Origin of the sequence: Cereibacter sphaeroides 2.4.1, assembly GCF_000012905.2 — a bacterium.
Lineage (GTDB): Bacteria > Pseudomonadota > Alphaproteobacteria > Rhodobacterales > Rhodobacteraceae > Cereibacter_A > Cereibacter_A sphaeroides.
Genome location: NC_007494.2, coordinates 237,108 through 252,844 on the forward strand (window position 1 = coordinate 237,108; position 15,737 = coordinate 252,844).

At 71.4% G+C, this 15,737-nt stretch carries 17 protein-coding genes and 1 riboswitch; of the genes, 9 read left to right on the plus strand and 8 right to left on the minus strand.

Annotated elements, in window-relative coordinates; translation table 11 throughout:
* Window positions 1-108: 108 nt before the first annotated feature.
* Both RSP_RS16575 and RSP_RS16580 read right to left on the minus strand, forming a co-directional pair.
* Window positions 109-1,434: a cobyrinate a,c-diamide synthase gene (locus tag RSP_RS16575; RefSeq protein ID WP_011339112.1), complete on the minus strand. Its 1,326-nt coding sequence runs from the start codon at window positions 1,432-1,434 to the stop codon at window positions 109-111.
* Between the two features lie 228 nt (window positions 1,435-1,662).
* A complete protein-coding gene (locus RSP_RS16580) occupies window positions 1,663-2,340 on the minus strand; it encodes an energy-coupling factor ABC transporter permease (protein ID WP_002723748.1) in 678 nt (225 codons plus the stop codon).
* Window positions 2,341-2,401: 61 nt separating this feature from the next.
* Window positions 2,402-2,614, minus strand: a riboswitch (cobalamin riboswitch).
* A 338-nt stretch (window positions 2,615-2,952) separates the two neighbouring features.
* On the opposite strand from RSP_RS16580, the gene RSP_RS16585 reads away from it, so the two are divergent.
* Window positions 2,953-3,303: a hypothetical protein gene (locus RSP_RS16585; RefSeq protein ID WP_002723750.1), complete on the plus strand. Its 351-nt coding sequence runs from the start codon at window positions 2,953-2,955 to the stop codon at window positions 3,301-3,303.
* Window positions 3,304-3,390: 87 nt separating this feature from the next.
* Here the strand turns inward: RSP_RS16585 and RSP_RS16590 are convergent, their stop codons facing one another.
* The 6 genes from RSP_RS16590 to RSP_RS16615 form a co-directional block, all read right to left on the minus strand.
* Window positions 3,391-4,986 carry a glucan biosynthesis protein gene (locus RSP_RS16590; protein WP_011339113.1) on the minus strand — a complete coding sequence of 532 codons (1,596 nt, stop codon included), beginning with the start codon at window positions 4,984-4,986 and terminating at the stop codon, window positions 3,391-3,393.
* A gap of 252 nt (window positions 4,987-5,238) precedes the next feature.
* Entirely contained in the window at window positions 5,239-6,339 is a 1,101-nt protein-coding gene (locus RSP_RS16595; RefSeq protein WP_017140332.1) for an FAD:protein FMN transferase, read from the minus strand.
* Window positions 6,327-6,812, minus strand: coding sequence for a SoxR reducing system RseC family protein (locus RSP_RS16600; RefSeq protein ID WP_017140333.1), 486 nt, complete (start codon window positions 6,810-6,812; stop codon window positions 6,327-6,329). Before RSP_RS16600 ends, RSP_RS16595 begins: the two co-directional genes overlap by 13 nt.
* Window positions 6,813-6,816: 4 nt before the next feature.
* On the minus strand, window positions 6,817-7,014 hold the full coding sequence (locus RSP_RS16605) for a 4Fe-4S binding protein (RefSeq protein ID WP_002723758.1): 198 nt from the start codon (window positions 7,012-7,014) through the stop codon (window positions 6,817-6,819).
* A gap of 50 nt (window positions 7,015-7,064) precedes the next feature.
* Window positions 7,065-7,352, minus strand: coding sequence for a ferredoxin FdxC (gene fdxC, locus RSP_RS16610; protein ID WP_002723760.1), 288 nt, complete (start codon window positions 7,350-7,352; stop codon window positions 7,065-7,067).
* Window positions 7,353-7,381: 29 nt separating this feature from the next.
* On the minus strand, window positions 7,382-8,677 hold the full coding sequence (locus RSP_RS16615; RefSeq protein WP_017140334.1) for an FprA family A-type flavoprotein: 1,296 nt from the start codon (window positions 8,675-8,677) through the stop codon (window positions 7,382-7,384).
* Between the two features lie 488 nt (window positions 8,678-9,165).
* Here RSP_RS16615 and rsxA point away from each other — a divergent pair, with 488 nt between their 5' ends.
* From rsxA to RSP_RS16655, 8 genes are read left to right on the plus strand one after another with little or no spacing between them, the layout of a single operon-like run.
* Window positions 9,166-9,747, plus strand: a complete 582-nt coding sequence (gene rsxA, locus RSP_RS16620) for an electron transport complex subunit RsxA (protein WP_002723764.1) — start codon at window positions 9,166-9,168, stop codon at window positions 9,745-9,747.
* A 19-nt stretch (window positions 9,748-9,766) separates the two neighbouring features.
* Window positions 9,767-10,333, plus strand: coding sequence for an RnfABCDGE type electron transport complex subunit B (locus RSP_RS16625; RefSeq protein WP_011339116.1), 567 nt, complete (start codon window positions 9,767-9,769; stop codon window positions 10,331-10,333).
* Window positions 10,330-11,883 carry an electron transport complex subunit RsxC gene (gene rsxC / locus RSP_RS16630; RefSeq protein WP_011339117.1) on the plus strand — a complete coding sequence of 518 codons (1,554 nt, stop codon included), beginning with the start codon at window positions 10,330-10,332 and terminating at the stop codon, window positions 11,881-11,883. Before RSP_RS16625 ends, rsxC begins: the two co-directional genes overlap by 4 nt.
* Window positions 11,880-12,968 carry an RnfABCDGE type electron transport complex subunit D gene (locus tag RSP_RS16635; RefSeq protein ID WP_011339118.1) on the plus strand — a complete coding sequence of 363 codons (1,089 nt, stop codon included), beginning with the start codon at window positions 11,880-11,882 and terminating at the stop codon, window positions 12,966-12,968. The genes rsxC and RSP_RS16635 overlap by 4 nt, the downstream gene beginning before the upstream one ends.
* The gene (rsxG, locus tag RSP_RS16640; protein ID WP_011339119.1) at window positions 12,965-13,624 is read left to right on the plus strand and encodes an electron transport complex subunit RsxG; all 660 of its coding nucleotides are present in this window, start codon (window positions 12,965-12,967) and stop codon (window positions 13,622-13,624) included. Before RSP_RS16635 ends, rsxG begins: the two co-directional genes overlap by 4 nt.
* A gap of 15 nt (window positions 13,625-13,639) precedes the next feature.
* Window positions 13,640-14,374: an electron transport complex subunit E gene (locus tag RSP_RS16645; RefSeq protein WP_009561393.1), complete on the plus strand. Its 735-nt coding sequence runs from the start codon at window positions 13,640-13,642 to the stop codon at window positions 14,372-14,374.
* Complete coding sequence (locus RSP_RS16650; protein WP_002723777.1) at window positions 14,371-14,628, plus strand: RnfH family protein; 258 nt, start codon at window positions 14,371-14,373, stop codon at window positions 14,626-14,628. The genes RSP_RS16645 and RSP_RS16650 overlap by 4 nt, the downstream gene beginning before the upstream one ends.
* A gap of 49 nt (window positions 14,629-14,677) precedes the next feature.
* Window positions 14,678-15,700, plus strand: coding sequence for an FAD-dependent oxidoreductase (locus RSP_RS16655; RefSeq protein ID WP_011339120.1), 1,023 nt, complete (start codon window positions 14,678-14,680; stop codon window positions 15,698-15,700).
* Window positions 15,701-15,737: the final 37 nt, after the last annotated feature.

The following is a 15,737-nucleotide window of genomic DNA, read 5'->3' on the forward strand; positions in this document are numbered from 1 at the left end:
CGGGGAAGGGGAAAGGCCCCGCACCATGCCGTGACGTTCCGTAACGGTTCCTGCGACCGCCGGTGCCGTGCCGGAGTGGCGCCCCGCCCCCGCGGAGGCGGATCTCGCTTACGCCTCCGCTTCGGCGCAGATCAGGTGGAAGAAACTCCCCGTCACCGGCCCCCGGCTCGATCCGGTCTCGGCCACGGGCCGCCCCTCCGCATCCCGCACCTCCGCCAGCGGCGCATCCGGCTGTTCGAGGATGGTGGAATAATGGAACTCGTGGCCCCGCAGGCGCGCGCCCGCCGCATGGCCGGGCGCCTGCGCCAGAAGCCGCGCCGAGCGGTAGCCCAGATGCAGCCGCCGCCGCTCGAAGCTCGTGACGAGGCCCAGAAGCCCGGTCATCGCATGGCGTTCTCCCGCCGCATCGATCAGCGCCTCGCCCAGCACCATGTAGCCGCCGCATTCGCCATGGACGGGCCGCGTCGCGGCATGGCGGCAGAGGCCTGCCCGGAAAGTTGCCGCCGCGGCCAGCCGGCCCGCGTGCAGCTCGGGATAGCCGCCCGGCAGCCAGACGAGATCGGCCTCGGGCGGCGCCTCGTCGGCGAGCGGCGAGAAGGGCAGGATCTCGGCCCCCGCCGCCCGCCAGCCCGCGATCAGATGCGGATAGACGAAGGAGAAGGCCGCATCCGACGCGAGCGCGATCCGCTGCGCCGGCGGTCGGGGCAGGGCGCCCGGCGGGCCGGCCCGGGTGTCGCCCGCGGCGGCCCGGATCGCGTCGAGATCGGCATGCTCCGCCAGCAAAGCCGCGAACTGCCCGATGGCCCCCTCCAGATCGGGATGCTCGCCCGCCTGCACCAGACCCAGATGCCGCTCGGGCAGCGCCAGATCGCGCCGCCGCGGCAGGGCGCCCCGCACCGGCAGCCCCAGCCGCTCCATCTCGCGCCGGATCAGGGTCTCGTGGCGCGGGCTGGCCACGTTGTTGAGGATCACGCCGCCGAGCGCCGGTGCGTCGGGATGCTGCGCGAAGCCGAGCGCGGTCGCCGCCGCCGACTGCGCCTGCCCGCTCACATCGAGGACGATCAGCACGGGCCAGCCGAAGCGCCGTGCGATCTCGGCGGCCGAGCCGCGCCCGCTCATCCCGGGCAGCGAGGTGCCGTCGTAGAGACCCATCGATCCTTCGGCCAGGGCCAGATCCGCCCCTTCCGCCGCCCGGACCAGCGCCGCGAGCAGCGCGTCCGGCATCGCCCAGCCGTCGAGATTGACCGAAGCCCGCCCGGCCGCCGCCCGATGAAAGGCCGGATCGATGTAATCCGGCCCGTTCTTGAAGGGCTGCACGGCGAGCCCCTGCGTGCGATAGGCCCGCAGCAGGCCCAGCGTCACCGTGGTCTTCCCCGATCCCGACCCGGGCGCTGCGATCAGGAGGCCGGGCGGCAACAGGGACGCGGTCGACATGGGCTCTTCCTCTGTGGCGGCAGATCGAGGCCCGCCCGGGGCCGGGGCGCAGCGCTCCGGCAGGCGCACCGCCTCCGGGCCGTCACCCGTCCAAGCCCGCTTTCACTCTGCCCAAATATCCTCGGGGGGAGGGTCCGGCCGCGAGGCCGGGCCCGTGGGGGGCAGACAGCCCCCTCTCTGTCGGCGCGCCCGGGCACAACGCCGCGCGTCCGGGCGCAGGTCTCCGTCTCAGGCCGCCTGATGCAGGCGCGGCGTGAAGAGCCCCGACGAGGCGAAGCGGCTGCCGGCCTTGGCCGCGGCCAGCACCGCGAGATCGGCCAGCGGCTCGATCAGCACCACCAGCATGTAGGCGCTGCCGAAGGTGGCGATGGAGGTCAGGTTCCCGGCCTCCACCCCCTGGCCCAGCAGGGCCCAGAAGGCGACCCAGGCCACCACGCCGCCCTGATAGGCGGTCGAGAGCGCGAGCGCCTGGCCGTAGCGCAGCTCCACATAGGGACAGTCGGGAGCGATGATCCGGTCGGCAAGCGCCTTGACGGCGAAGAGCGGCACGAGCAGCGTCGTGACGTTCATGCCATATTGCGGCAGGTCGAAGGGCGCGAAGAAGAGCCCCTGAACCAGCAGCCCGAGGGCGAGCCCTAGGGCTGCCGGCGCCGCTCCGAGGATCAGGAAAAGGGTCGAGCCTAGGATCAGGTGGACCTCCGAGACGCCCACCGGATAATGCGGGAAGATCTCGAAGAAGGTGAAGACGCAGGCCGTGGCGATCAGCGCGCGTGCCGCGAGGGACAGGAGACCCTTCTCGCGAATGGCCTCCCAGCCCAGCTTCAGCGTGTAGAGACCCGCCGTGGCGGCGGTGGCATAGCCTGCGATGAGCTTGGCGCCGGTCACCAGACCGGGTTCGATATGCATGTGGTCCTCCTGGCCGTCATCCCCGACGGCGGTGGGGTGGAGCCGGTCTCCCGGCGGACAGGCGCTTGCGCGCTCGACGGCAGGTCTCCTGACTCGCGGGTCGCGGCCTTCCCCGAACCTTCCCGGGCCCTTTCGGTCCAGTGGCGTCTTCGGGGCGGGCTCGCCGCTCACAGTTGCGGGGGCAGTCGCGGAACTGGGGTCAGCACCCCTCACCGCGTTCCCTTTTCATCCCTTGACCTTGCGGCGTTCGGGAACCGTCATAGCCCGGCGTGACAGATCCCGGTGCCCGCGTCAACTGCGGCACGGGCAGGCCGGGCCTTTGCCCAAGGCGGACAGCCAGCGACCGGACGTCGCGGCCGCGCGCCCGGGGCCCCGCGGCGGCTGTCGGCCGCGGCAAGAGCGCGCTCCCTCGCAGGTGCAGCAAGATGCGGTCCGCGCATGACTTTCGGCCGTCAAGCCGCTCATCCTGCGGCATAATGCAGCGGTCAGCGTCCCGTTCGCTGCATGACGGGACTGCAGGGGCGCCGGTAGACGCTGCTGCGCCGCAGCAATATGTTCCCGCCATCAATCGGCCTGCCGTCATGGGCCCGCCCTTCTGGAAAGAGTCTCAAGATGAAAACGATCATGGCCGCCGCCGCCGCTACGATGATGCTGGTTCCCGCCGCCTTTGCAGGCGAGATCGCGCTGAAGGCCCCGATGCAGGCCCAGAGCCTGCACGAGGGCGCGCTCGATCTCGTGGCCTACCGCCGCGATCTCGCGGAAGGCGGGCTCGAAGTCACTGCCGCCTTCCGCGCCCGCACGCCGTCGGGCGAGCCGCAGGTGGTCAAGATGCTCCTCGCCGATCAGGACCGGGTGCAGTTCTCGATGCCGTCCGACCTGCGCACGGTCTATACCTTCGCCCGCGTTGCGGATCAGGTGACGATCACCGCCGAACCCGTGGCCTTCAGCCTCGCCTCGCAGTGAGCGCACCCCGCGCCCGCGCGACCCGCGCTGACAGCAAAAGGCCGGACCCTCGGGTCCGGCCTTTCCCTTGTGGCGCACGCCCCCGCCTCAGCGCAGGCGATGGATCTGGGCCAGATGGAACTGGCCGAGCCAGGTCTCCGTGAGCGGCACGCCGTCCTGCGCGATATAGGCGCGCAGGTCCACCGTGTCCGTCTCGGCCGGGGCCTTCAGGTCGAAGGTCAGCCGCCAGCGATCCGTCCCAACCACCCGCACGACGAAGGGATTGACCACCTTCACCCCTTCGGGCGCCGAGATCTCGGGCGTGGCCCCCTCGCGCGGGTCGAGCCCTTCGAGCGCCGGGCCCGCGAAGTCGAGCACGACCTTGATCGCATCCTTCGGACGGGGCTGGCCGGGCACGCCGCCATTGCCCACCTGCGTGGCGACGGTGCGGGCGAGCGGCATCTCGACGGGGGGCTCGTCCACCCAGTGCATCCGGTAGTCGAAGCGCAGCTCGTCTCCGGCCTTGGGCGCGGTCTCCGGGTTCCAGAAGGCCACGATATTGTCGTAGATCTCGTCGTCGGTGGGGATCTCGACCAGCTGCACCGCGCCCGCGCCCCAGTCCGAGGTGGGCTCGATCCAGACGGCCGGGCGCTTGTCGTAGAAGACCCCGTCATCCTGATAATGGTTGAAATCCCGGTCGCGCTGCACGAGGCCGAAGCCCTTGAGCCCGCGGTCGAGGTAGCTCGAGGTCACCACGCGGTCGGGGTTGTTCAGCGGCCGCCAGATATGCTCGCCCGCGCCGGTATGGATCATGAGCCCGTCGGTGTCGTGCACTTCCGGCCGCCAGTCCGCGGACTGGAAGCGGTTGCTCTCGGAATACCAGAACATCGAGGTGAGCGGCGCCACGCCCAGACGCTCGACCGGGGCGCGGAAGAAGAGGCGGCTCGAGATGTCCATGACCTGGCCCTTGCCGGGCGTGTCGCGCATCACCATCCGGTAGGCGCCGGTCACGCTCGGCCCGTCCATCAGTGCGTTCACGATGGTCGCGCCGTCCGGCCCGGGCTCGAGGTAGAACTCCGTGAACCGCGGGAACTCCTCGGGGATCGAGAGGCCGGTGTTCAGCGCCACGGCGCGCGCCGACAGCCCGTACTGGCGCAGGGCGCCGTCGCTGCGGAAATAGGCCGCGCCCAGAAACGAGATCCAGTCGCTCTTCATGTCCGGCCGCATGAGCCGGAAGCCCGCGAAGCCCGCGTTCGTCTCGAGACCGTGCGCCGGGCTGTCCTCGGGCATCTCGAAATAGTCGGGGCTGTAGACCACCTCGCGGGCTTCGCCCTCGGCCACGGTGAAGATCTTCACCGGCTGGCGGAAGTAGGTGCCGAGATGGAAGAACTGCGCGAACGTGTCTCCCACCTGCACCGAGGCCGCATCGCGGAAGCGGATGCGCCAGTGCGCGTCGTAGTCGATCTTCTCCAGCACCTCGGGATGCTCGATCGGGGTCGGCGCATAGGGCTGGCGCGCAAGGGTTGCGGCGCGCTCGGCCAGAAGGTCGAAGGAGAAGGCGGACGGCGCCGAGAACACCGGGCCGGAGGAGGCCGCCGCGGGGACGGGGGTTTCCTGTGCGAGAACGGCGCCTGACAGCGACAATGCGGCCAGGAGGCTGAGGGCGGTCAGTCTGAAGGGCGGCGAGGACAAGGTCTGCTCCATTATGCTTCCGGCGCGGAAGCCCGAGCGATGCGATGTGGGCGAATCGGCGCCAGATCAAGACCAACTTGCAGCGGCCGCCGCCGTTCAGCGGCCCTGCGCCCAAGAAGCGCAGCCTTTGGGCGCTCCGCCCGCGGAGGATCGCCCATCGGAGGCGAAGCGCTTGATTGGGCGGCCTCCGCGACCCATGTCGTGCGATTGCCGGTCGCCCGGGCCTCGCGATACCTTCCGCCGGAAGCGGAGGTGCGGGGTCCGTCAGTCCTCGGGACAGGCGGGCGGTGTGACATCCTCCGGCAGCGATACGATCTGCACCGGGGCGGGGTAGCCGCCCTGCGCCGGTTCGAGCCGCGCCATCATCTCGGGCGTGGCGAAGACCGCGCCATCGTCCGCGATCATCAGGACGGCGCGCACGCCCATCGCCGCCGCGACCCGCGGCCAGGCCTCGCGGCCCGCGATGCAGAGCGCGGTGGCCGCGGCATCGGCCCGCGCGCCGTCGGTGTCGAGCACCGAGACCGAGACGATGCCCTGCATCGGACGGCCCGTCCGCGGATCGAGGATGTGCGAGAAGCGCACACCGCCGCGGTCGAAATAGCGCTCGTAATTGCCCGACGTATGCAGGGCCTCGCCGGGGCGGAGCGAAACGCCCGCCACCACGCCCCACTGGAACGGATCGCGGATCGCCACCCGCCAGGGCCGCGCGCCGTGGCGGCCCATGACCTGCACACCGCCGCCGGCGTTCAGCACCGCATCCTCGACGCCTGCCGCCCGAAGCTCGGCCGCCGCCATCTCGAGCGCCGCCCCCTTGGCATAGGCCCCGAGATCGAGTTGAACCGCGGGATTGAGCGAGCGCACCTCGGTGCCGTCGAAGCGCAGGTCGGTCATGCGCGGGTGGCGCGCGACGAGGGCCGCGATGGCGGCGGCGGATGGCGGATCGCCCTCGGGCAATGTGTCGGCGTGAAAGCCCCAGGCGCCGACCAGCCTGCCGATGGCCGGATCGAACAGCCCGCCGCTCGCACAGGAGAGGGCGCGCCCCTTGCGCAGGAGGGCCGCGAGGGTCGCATCCACGCGCTGCGGGCGCCCCGCCGCGATGGCCGTGTTCAAGGTCCCGAGTTCGCCCGGCCGCCAGCCGTGCCAGTCGCGATGCGCGGCCTCAAGGCTCTGGCCCGCGCGGGCGATGGCGGCGCGGGCCATGCGTTCGGGCACGCCGTGGGTCTCGATCTCTACCAGCGTGCCGAAGAGATAGAAGGTCTCGCGAACGTCCGAGGCGGGCTCGAGGCGCAGGGCCGCCACCCCGCCGAGCGCGAGCGCGGCGAGGGTAGCAAGGAAGGCCCGGCGCGGGAGGGTCACGGTCCGCATGGGTCGGGTTCGGAAGGCCCGGCGGGGTGGAGGGCCTCGACGCGGAGCGCCTCTGTCAGCCCCTCGCCCCGGCCGGCGAGGGCAAGGGGGATGAGCGAGAGCGCAAGGGCGGGCAGGCAGAGGAGCGCCACGCCCAGATCGGACAGCTGCAGCGCCAGCCCCGCGCCGGCCGCGATCACGACCGCCAGCGTGGGCAGCAGATAGGCCAGCCCCACCGCCGCGAGGAAGCGCCCGCCGGACAGAGCGACTTCGACCTCATCGCCGGGCCGGGGCGCGAGGTCCGGCGGGCAGGCGATCTCGAGCAGCCGGGCGGGGCCGGAGGCCGCCGCCCCGCCGCAGGCCGCGCGCGCGCCGCAGCCGGCGCAGCCCGCGGCGCGCGGGGCCGTGAGCCGCAAGCGCCCGGCAGGTGCGGCGACCACCCTCAGCCGTTCGCGCAGCAGGCGCGGATCGGCCGGGGTGCCGGCGCCCGCCATCGGCTCAGGCCTCCAGCGGGGCGATGCTGTCGGAGGTGCAGACGCTCATGCACTGCGGCATGTCGAAGGCGCCCTCGCATTCGGTGCAGACCTCGGACTTGATGAAATAGATGCCCTTGCGCGGCACGATCGCATGGGTGGGGCAGACGGGCTCGCAGTCGCCGCAGGCGGTGCAGAGATCGGCGGAGATGGTCATGGACATGGGACGTTCCTTTCTGGGGTGGGAGAAGCCTGCCTTGGACGCGCCCGGCCTCAGCCGGGGCGCACCTTCACCGCGCCGCTCAGCACACGGCACTGGCAGGCGAGGCGATCGTCCTTGCCGGCCATGTTTTCCGAGAGCACGCGGAGCTCGAGCGCCGAAGGGTCCGAGAGGTTCTCGCTCCCCTCGATGATGTGGGTGACGCAGGTGCCGCATTCGCCCTCGCGGCAACCGTAGGTGATGCCGGAGCCGACCTTCTCGGACATCTCGATGATGCGGCTTCCGGGCGGCACATTGACCGTGATGGCGACATCGGTGAACGTGAGGGTGGCCTTTTCCATCGCGGGTCCTTTTCGTGTCGGGGCTCGTGTCAGCGGGAGGCCAGATCGGCCAGATCGACCTCGCGCGGCGGGGCGCGGCCGGTGAGATGGGCGGCGAGGCGGCGGCCGAAGGCGCGCGCCTCCTGAAGATCCTCGTCGGTGGGCTCGAGCTTCACCTTCAGCCCCGGCTCGGGCAGGCGCATCTTCAACCCCTGAAGCCGCGCCTCGACCTGACGGACCGCCTCGCCCGACCAGCCGTAGGAGCCGAAGACCGCGCCGAGCTTGCCGCGGGTCTCGATGTCCACGAGCATGGCCAGAAGCTCCCAGATCGCGCGGACCGCATCGCCGTTGATGGTGGGCGTGCCGAGCGCGATCCCGTCGACCTCCTCGATCAGGTCGAGGAAGGGATGAAGCTCGCCCCCTTCGAGATCGAAGAGCGAGACGCGCACGCCCGGCTCTCCGGCCGCGCCGTCCCGGATCGCCTGCGCGAGCCGTGCGGTCGCGCCATGGGCGGAGATGTAGAGGATGGCCAGCGTCCGGTCGGGTCCGGGGGCCGAGCGCGGCCCCGCGAGCCTGCGATACTGGCGCAGATAGGCGCGCGGATCGGTGCGCAGCACGGGGCCGTGCGAGGGGGCGATGACGGTGAGGTCGAGCGGCTCGATCAGGTCGAGCGCCTGGGTGACGAAGCTGCGGAAGGGCCGCATCAGCCGGTCGAAATAATGGTCCATGGCGAAGCGGAAATCGCCCACCCGGTCGTCGAAGAGCCGCTCGTCGCAATAGTGGCTGCCGAGGAGATCGCAGGTGAAGAGGATCCCCTCCTCGACGAGATAGGTGCATTGCGTGTCGGGCCAGTGGACGTTGGGCGTGGTCAGGAAGCGCAGCCGCCGGCCGCCCAGATCCGCTTCGGCGCCGGTGGTGACGGGCAGGATCCGGGCCGTCTCGAAGGCATCGCGGAGGAGGGCGCGCAGGATCGGCAGGCCGCGGGGCGAGAGGCGGATCTCGGCCTGCGGCGCCCGGCGCAGCAGCTCGGGCAGGGCGCCGGAATGGTCGGGCTCGAGGTGGTTGAGCACGATCTGCGTGATCTCGTCGTAGCGGGCCACGGCTTCGAGGCGCGCGAAGAAGGTCTCGGCATGATCCGCATGCACCGTGTCGATCACCGCCACGCCCGCCGCGCCGCGGACGGTGTAGGCGTTGTAGCTCGTGCCGTTGGCCGTCTTCATCAGCGTGTCGAAGCTGCGCAGCCCCGGGTCGAAGGCACCGATCCAGTGCACGCCGGGCACGATCTCGACCGGCCCTTCTGCGGGAAGGGGCGGCACGGAGGCAGGGCGTGCGGCGGCGGCGGTCAAGGGACGCTCCTTCGGCTGGCATCTGGAGCGGAAGAAGCAGGCGGCATGCCAAGTGCGGCGGCGCCGGTCCGGCGACCGTTCGGGCGCGGCCGGGGCTGACGGGGAAGCGCGTCTCCTTCCGCCAGCGCCAGAGCCCGGGAGGCCGGGAAGGGCCCTGGTCCCTTGCCTCCCGGACCTGGATGGGCAGCAAGGACCAGGGCCGCAGGGAAACTCTCGGAAAGGTCATCCCTCCCGCGCCGTTTGTCCGAAACGGGCGGAACCCCGACAGAGCTGTCGGGAACGCGACATCACGCCCCCGTGTGACGGAGCGGCCCGTGGGACGGGACCCTTCCTCTGACGGTCGCGGGGGCGCGTCGTGCGGGCGGGCGCGAGGCGCCTCCTTCCGCCACTTGGCACGGCGGCTGCTTCTTCCGGGTCGTGACAGATGTGCGACAGCGCCGCTCCCCTCCCGCGATCTCCGCGGAGGCGGGCGTCAGACGGGACAGGCCATGGGCGATTTCTTCTTCATCCTGCTCAGCACCGCGCTCGTGAACAACGTGGTTCTGGTCAAGTTTCTGGGGCTCTGTCCCTTCATGGGCGTGTCGCGCAAGACCGACGCGGCCATCGGCATGGGCCTCGCCACCACCTTCGTGCTGACCCTTGCCGCCGGCGCGAGCTGGATGGTCGAGGCGCTGATCCTCGAGCCGCTCGATCTCACCTTCCTGCGCATCCTGAGCCTCATCCTCGTGATCGCGGCGATCGTGCAGTTCATCGAAGTGGTGATGCGCAAGCTGGCCCCGGGGCTGCACAGGGCGCTCGGGATCTACCTGCCGCTCATCACGACCAACTGTGCCGTCCTCGGCGTGGCGCTCCTGAACATCCAGGAGGGGCACGGGCTTGCCTCGAGCCTGCTCTACGGCTTCGGTTCGGCCTCGGGCTTCACCCTCGTCCTCGTGATCTTCGCCGGTATGCGCGAGCGTCTGGCGCAGCTTTCGGTGCCCGGTCCCTTCGCGGGCGCGCCCATCGCCTTCATTTCCGCAGGTCTCCTGTCGATGGCCTTCATGGGCTTCGCGGGACTTGCCCCGAACTGACCCGGACCGGAGCCCCACCATGATCGAAGCCGCCGTCTCCATGTCTGCCCTGGGCCTCGGGCTGGGCCTCCTGCTCGGGGTGGCCGCCCGCAGGTTCCATGTCGAGAGCCCGCCCATCGTCGATGCGATCGAGGGCATCCTGCCCGGCACCAACTGCGGCGCCTGCGGCTATCCCGGCTGCCGGGGCCTCGCCGAGGCCATGTCGGAGGGCGCGGCCCCCGTCACCGCCTGCGCGCCCGGCGGACGCGACGTGGCGCTGGCGCTGGCGGCCATCGTCGAGACCGACGGCGGCGGCGGGGCGGTTCCGGGCATGGCCGAGGCCGAGCCCACCGTGGCCTTCATCTTCGAGGACCACTGCACGGGCTGCATGCGCTGCTTCAAGCGCTGTCCCACCGATGCGATCATCGGCGCGAACAGGCAGATCCACACCGTGGTCACCGACGCCTGCATCGGCTGCAACGCCTGCATCGAGGCCTGCCCGACCGAGGCCATCGTGGCGCGCGTGAAGCCGAAGACCCTCAAGAGCTGGTACTGGGACAAGCCCCGCACGGCCTTCGAGGCCCGGGGCACGGAGGTGGCGGCATGAGCTTTCCCCATTTCGCGGCCCTCTTCCGGCCCTCGCAGTTCTTCGGCATCCGCGGCGGCGTCCACCCCGAGACGCGCAAGCATCTGAGCTCGGAAAGCCCCATCGAGGACATGCCGATCCCCACGCTGATCCGCGTGCCGCTCCAGCAGCATATCGGCGCCGAGGCCGAGCCGCTGGTCAGGCGCGACGATCTGGTGGTGAAGGGCCAGCTGATCGGGCGCGCCCGCGGCCCGGTCTCGGCCAACATACACGCGCCGACCTCGGGCCGGGTGATCGCGGTGGGCCATTTCGCGGCTCCCCATCCCTCGGGGCTGCCCATTCCCACCATCACCATCCGCACCGACGGGCAGGACAGCTGGGGGCCCCGGCTGGGTCGCCTCCGGCCCGAGAATGCCACCCCCGAGGAGATCGCGGCCAAGGTGGCCGAGGCGGGGATCGTGGGCATGGGCGGCGCCACCTTCCCCTCGGCGGTGAAGCTGAACCTGCGGGCGAAATACGACCTCCATACGCTCGTCATCAACGGGGCGGAATGCGAGCCCTACCTCACCTGCGACGACCGGCTGATGCGCGAGCGGGCCGAGGAGATCGCCGACGGCGTGGGGATCATGGCAAGGGCTCTGGGCGTGACGCAGATCGTCGTGGCCATCGAGTCGAACAAGGCCGAGGCGATCTCGGCCATGCAGCGCTTCGACCGCGCGCTCGACATCCCGCTCCGGGTGCAGGTGGTGCCGACCCAGTATCCGATGGGCTCGGAGAAGCATCTGGTGAAGATCCTGACCGGGCGCGAGACGCCGGCGCGGGCGCTGACGGCCGATCTGGGCGTCGTCGTCCACAATGCCGCCACCGCCCATGCCGTCCATCTCGCGGTGCGCTACGGCGAGCCTCTCCTGTCGCGCGTGGTCACGGTCTCGGGCCGGGCGGTGCGGCGGCCTGCCAATGTGCGCGTCCTGATCGGCACGCCGGTGTCTGAGGTCGTCGCCCATTGCGGCGGCTATGCCGAAGAGCCCGACCGGCTGCTTCTCGGCGGGCCGATGATGGGCCAGCCGATCCAGAACCTGCGCGTGCCGGTGGTGAAGGGCACAAGCGGCATCCTCGCCCTGACGCGCGCCGAGACCCCCGGCGTCGATACGATGCCCTGCATCCGCTGCGGGCGCTGTGCGCAGGCCTGCCCCGTGGGCCTCACGCCCTTCGAACTCAATGCCCGCATCCAGTCCGAGGATCTCGAGGGGGCGGGGCGGATCGGGCTTCTCGACTGCATCACCTGCGGCTGCTGCTCCTTCACCTGCCCCTCGAACCTCCCGCTCGTGCAGACGATCCATTACGCCAAGGGCAAGCTCGCCGAGGCCGAGGGGCGCAGGCACCAACAGGAAGAGACGAAGCGCCTCGCCGCCGCGCGGAAGGCGCGCGAGGAGGCCGCGGCCGAGGCCAAGCGGCAGATGATGGCGAAACGCAAGGCCGAGATGGAGGCCAGGAAGCAGCGCGAGGCCGCCGCGCCCCCGCCGCCACCGCTCGCTCAGGCGATGGCCCAGCCCGGAGGTGCCGCGCAATGACCGCCCCGCTCATCATCTCGGGTCCCCATACCCACACGCTCTTCACCGTCTCGCGCACCATGCTGACGGTGAGCGCGGCGCTGGCGCCCGCCACGCTCTTCGGCCTGTGGATGTTCGGCTGGCCCGCGATCTTCCTCTTCCTCGTGACGGTGGCCTCGGCCTGGCTGTTCGAGGTGGCCTGCCTCCGGGTCGCGGGCAAGCCCGTGGCGCGGTTCGCGGGCGACGGCTCGGCCATCTTGACGGGCTGGCTCGTGGCCATGACGCTGCCGCCCTATGCGCCTTGGTGGCTCGGCATGACGGGCTCGGCCATCGCCATCGTCATCGCGAAACATCTCTTCGGCGGCCTCGGCCAGAACCTCTTCAACCCGGCCATGGTCGCCCGCGCCATGCTGCTCATCGCGCTGCCCGTCCACATGACGACCTGGGTCGCGCCGGTGGGATTGCCCGAGGGGCCGGGCTTCCTCGACGGCCTCGCCATCACCTTCGCGGGTTCGCAGGAGTTCGACGCGGTCTCGAGCGCGTCCACGCTGAGCCACATCAAGAGCCAGATCGGCGCGGGCGCCACCATGTCCGAGATCGCGCCGGATCTGTCCGATCTCGAGGCGCGGCTGATCGGCCTCGTTCCGGGCAGCCTCGGCGAGACCAGCACGATCCTCCTTCTCCTCGGAGGCATCGCGTTGATGGCGCTGCGCATCATCACGCCGGTGATCCCACTCTCGGTGCTGGGCACGCTGGCCGGGCTCTCGGCGGTGGCCTCGACCCTCGCCCCCGACCGGTTCGCGCCGCCGCTCCTGCATCTGACCTCGGGCTCGACGATGCTCTGCGCCTTCTTCATCGCGACCGACTATGTGACCTCGCCGGTCACTGCGATGGGCAAGCTCGTCTATGGCGTGGCGATCGGCGCGCTCGTCTTCGTGATCCGCACCTGGGGATCGTTCCCTGAGGGCGTGGCCTTCGCGGTGCTTTTGATGAATGCCTGCACGCCGCTGATCGAAACCTATGTGCGCCCGCGCGTCTTCGGCCGCACCCGGACGGGCAAGTCCCTGCCGGTCAAGGCCCGGACGCCGCGCGGAGGGAAGAGATGACCGACGACACCGCCGCTCCGCCGCCCCGGGGCCCCGCCCGCGACTGGAAGAGCTCGCCCCTCGTCTCGGGGCTGCTCCTCGGCCTCTTCTCGCTCGTCTCGGCGCTGATGCTGGCGCTGGCCAGCGACGCCACCCGCGGCCCCATCGCCGCCCGCTCGGCCGAGGATCTGCTGGCCTCGCTGGCGCAGGTGCTGCCCGAAACCTTGCACGACAACGATCCCACCGCCGACATCCGGACCCTTTCGGACGCGGACGAAGGGGCGGTGCGGGTCTATGTCGCGGCCAGGGGCGGGGCGGTGACGGCCGTCACCTTCGAGCTCACGGGCTATGGATACGGCGGCGCGATCCGCGTCCTGATGGCTGTGGCCGCCGACGGCACGATCCTCGGTGCGCGCGTCCTCTCGCACACCGAGACGCCGGGCCTCGGCGACAAGATCGAGATCGGCAAGGACGACTGGATCGAGGGCTTCGCCGGACGTTCGCTCACCGATCCGGGGCCCGCGGGCTGGAAGGTGCGCCGCGACGGCGGCGTGTTCGACCAGTTCTCGGGCGCGACCATCACGCCGCGCGCGGTGGTGGGCACCATCCACCGCGGCCTCACCCTGTTCGACCGTCACCGCGCGGAGCTGCTCGCCCCGCTCCCACCCCGCTCCTGAGGGAGGAGGCCCCCCATGTCCACGGACTTCGGCAAGATCGCCCGCGACGGGCTCTGGGACAAGAACATCGTGGTGGGCCAGATGCTGGCGCTCTGTCCCACGCTCGCCATCACCGGCACGGCCACCAATGGGCTCGGGATGGGGCTGGCCACCACCGCCGTCCTCATCCTGTCGAACGCGGCCATCTCGGCCCTGCGCCGCGCCATCACGCCCGAGATCCGCATCCCGGCCTTCGTCCTCGTGATCGCGGCCATCGTGACGGTGGTCGATCTCGCGCTGAATGCCTGGGTCCACGACCTGCACAAGGTTCTGGGCCTCTTCATCGCGCTGATCGTCACGAACTGCGCCATTCTCGGGCGCGCCGAAGCCTTCGCCTCGCGCCACGGCATCCTCGCTTCGGCCTTCGACGGGCTGACCATGGGCGTGGGCTTCACGCTGGCGCTGGTCCTCGTCGGGGCGGTGCGCGAGCTGGTGGGGTCTGGCACGCTCTTCGCGCAGGCCTCGGTGCTGCTCGGGCCGCATTTCGCCTTCATGGAGCTCACGATCCTGCCCGACTATCCGGGCTTCCTGATCGCCATCCTGCCGCCGGGCGGCTTCATCCTGCTCGGCGTCATCCTCGCGCTGAAGTCCATCGTCGACAGCCGCAAGAAGAGCCTCGAGCAGGAGATCCGGGATCTGCGCGTCGAACGCGTGTTCACCGCGGCCGGCGTGCTGACGCCGCGGCTGCAAGAGGCGGGGGACGACGCATGATCGTGGGAGTGGCCTATGCCAAGCCGACCGTGCAGGTCTGGAAACATGTGGACGTGCCCGAGGGCACCTCTGCGCGCGAGGCGATCGAACGGTCCGGGCTTCTGGCCCAGTTCCCCGAGATCGACCTTGCAGTGAACAAGGTGGGGATCTTCGGCGCCATCTGCCCGCTCGACCGGACACTCGCCGAGGGCGACCGCGTCGAGATCTACCGCCCGATCCATCCCGAAGCCGAGCTCTTGGAAAAGAAACGCTGATCCCGGGCGTCCCGGCCGCGGGCCGGGCCCGGTCCCGCTAGGAGACCTGATGATGCAGAGCCTGAGCCGCCGCCATTTCACCTTTGGCCTTGCCGCCGCAGCCAGTCTCGCGGCAGGAGGCGCCGCCTTCGCGCTTCGTCCGGGCGAGCGCGTCCTCGTCGTGGGCGGCGGTCCCGCCGGGGCCGAGGCGGCGCTTGCGCTCCGGGCCGCTCATCCCCGGGCTTCGGTGCTGCTCGTCGAGCGCGATCCGACGCGGCTTGCGCGCGAGCCGGATGAGGCGGGCCTTGCGGGTTTCCTGCGCCCGCGCGCCGAGGCGGGGCTTGCGGCCCTGAAGGCCGCGGGCGTGGGTCTCGCCCTCGACGAGGTGGTGAGCGTCGACTGGGCCGCGGGGCGGGCCGTCCTCTTCTCGGGCCGCGATCTGGCCTTCGACCGGCTACTGCTCGCGCCCGGCACGGCGCCGCGCGACGAGGCGATTTCGGGGCTCGATGCGGTGGCCCGCCACGCATGGCCCGCCGCCTGGGGCAGCCCGCGCGAGGCCCGACGTCTGCTCGCAGGCCTTCAGGCGCTGCCCGAGCGCGGCCATGTCGTCCTGCGCCTGCCCGAGGGCGAGGCCGCCCATCCCGCGGCGGCGCTCGGCCGGGCGCTGGCGCTGGCGGGCCATGTGGCGCGGCGGCCGGGCGCGCGGCTGACGGTGCTCGACGGCTCGAAGGGCGCGGATCTCGCCCGCGCCTTCGCCGACCGTGCCCCTGCCGAGGCGGCTGCCCGGGTGGAGTGGGTCTCGGCCGCACAGGGCGGGCGGGTGCGCGCGGTGGATGCGCGGGCAGGGCTGATCGAGACCGAGGCGGGACCGATCCGCGCGGATGTGGTGAATTTCGTGCCGGCGCTGCGGGCGGGGGCCATCGCCGCGGCGGCGGGCCTTGCCGATACGAGCGGCTGGTGCCCCTGCGATGCGGCGGGCCGGTCCGTCCTGCGGCGCGAGGCGCTGGTGCTGGGCGACGCGCGGAAGTCGGCCCCGCGCACCGTGGCCGAGGCGCTCCGGTCGGCGCGGGCGGCCACGGATCACCTCGCCTGAGGGGAACGGCCGGGCGCGGAGCGTCGCAAGCGCAGGG

Coding starts and splice junctions, on each gene's coding strand:
- RSP_RS16575 (WP_011339112.1), bottom strand. CDS start 1,434: ATGTCGACCGCGTCCCTGTTGCCGCCCGGCCTCCTGATCGCAGCGCCC.
- RSP_RS16650 (WP_002723777.1), top strand. CDS start 14,371: ATGATCGTGGGAGTGGCCTATGCCAAGCCGACCGTGCAGGTCTGGAAA.
- RSP_RS16605 (WP_002723758.1), bottom strand. CDS start 7,014: ATGTCCATGACCATCTCCGCCGATCTCTGCACCGCCTGCGGCGACTGC.
- rsxG (WP_011339119.1), top strand. CDS start 12,965: ATGACCGACGACACCGCCGCTCCGCCGCCCCGGGGCCCCGCCCGCGAC.
- rsxC (WP_011339117.1), top strand. CDS start 10,330: ATGAGCTTTCCCCATTTCGCGGCCCTCTTCCGGCCCTCGCAGTTCTTC.
- RSP_RS16635 (WP_011339118.1), top strand. CDS start 11,880: ATGACCGCCCCGCTCATCATCTCGGGTCCCCATACCCACACGCTCTTC.
- RSP_RS16600 (WP_017140333.1), bottom strand. CDS start 6,812: ATGGCGGGCGCCGGCACCCCGGCCGATCCGCGCCTGCTGCGCGAACGG.
- RSP_RS16585 (WP_002723750.1), top strand. CDS start 2,953: ATGAAAACGATCATGGCCGCCGCCGCCGCTACGATGATGCTGGTTCCC.
- RSP_RS16655 (WP_011339120.1), top strand. CDS start 14,678: ATGATGCAGAGCCTGAGCCGCCGCCATTTCACCTTTGGCCTTGCCGCC.
- RSP_RS16580 (WP_002723748.1), bottom strand. CDS start 2,340: ATGCATATCGAACCCGGTCTGGTGACCGGCGCCAAGCTCATCGCAGGC.
- RSP_RS16595 (WP_017140332.1), bottom strand. CDS start 6,339: ATGCGGACCGTGACCCTCCCGCGCCGGGCCTTCCTTGCTACCCTCGCC.
- rsxA (WP_002723764.1), top strand. CDS start 9,166: ATGGGCGATTTCTTCTTCATCCTGCTCAGCACCGCGCTCGTGAACAAC.
- RSP_RS16590 (WP_011339113.1), bottom strand. CDS start 4,986: ATGGAGCAGACCTTGTCCTCGCCGCCCTTCAGACTGACCGCCCTCAGC.
- RSP_RS16625 (WP_011339116.1), top strand. CDS start 9,767: ATGATCGAAGCCGCCGTCTCCATGTCTGCCCTGGGCCTCGGGCTGGGC.
- RSP_RS16645 (WP_009561393.1), top strand. CDS start 13,640: ATGTCCACGGACTTCGGCAAGATCGCCCGCGACGGGCTCTGGGACAAG.
- fdxC (WP_002723760.1), bottom strand. CDS start 7,352: ATGGAAAAGGCCACCCTCACGTTCACCGATGTCGCCATCACGGTCAAT.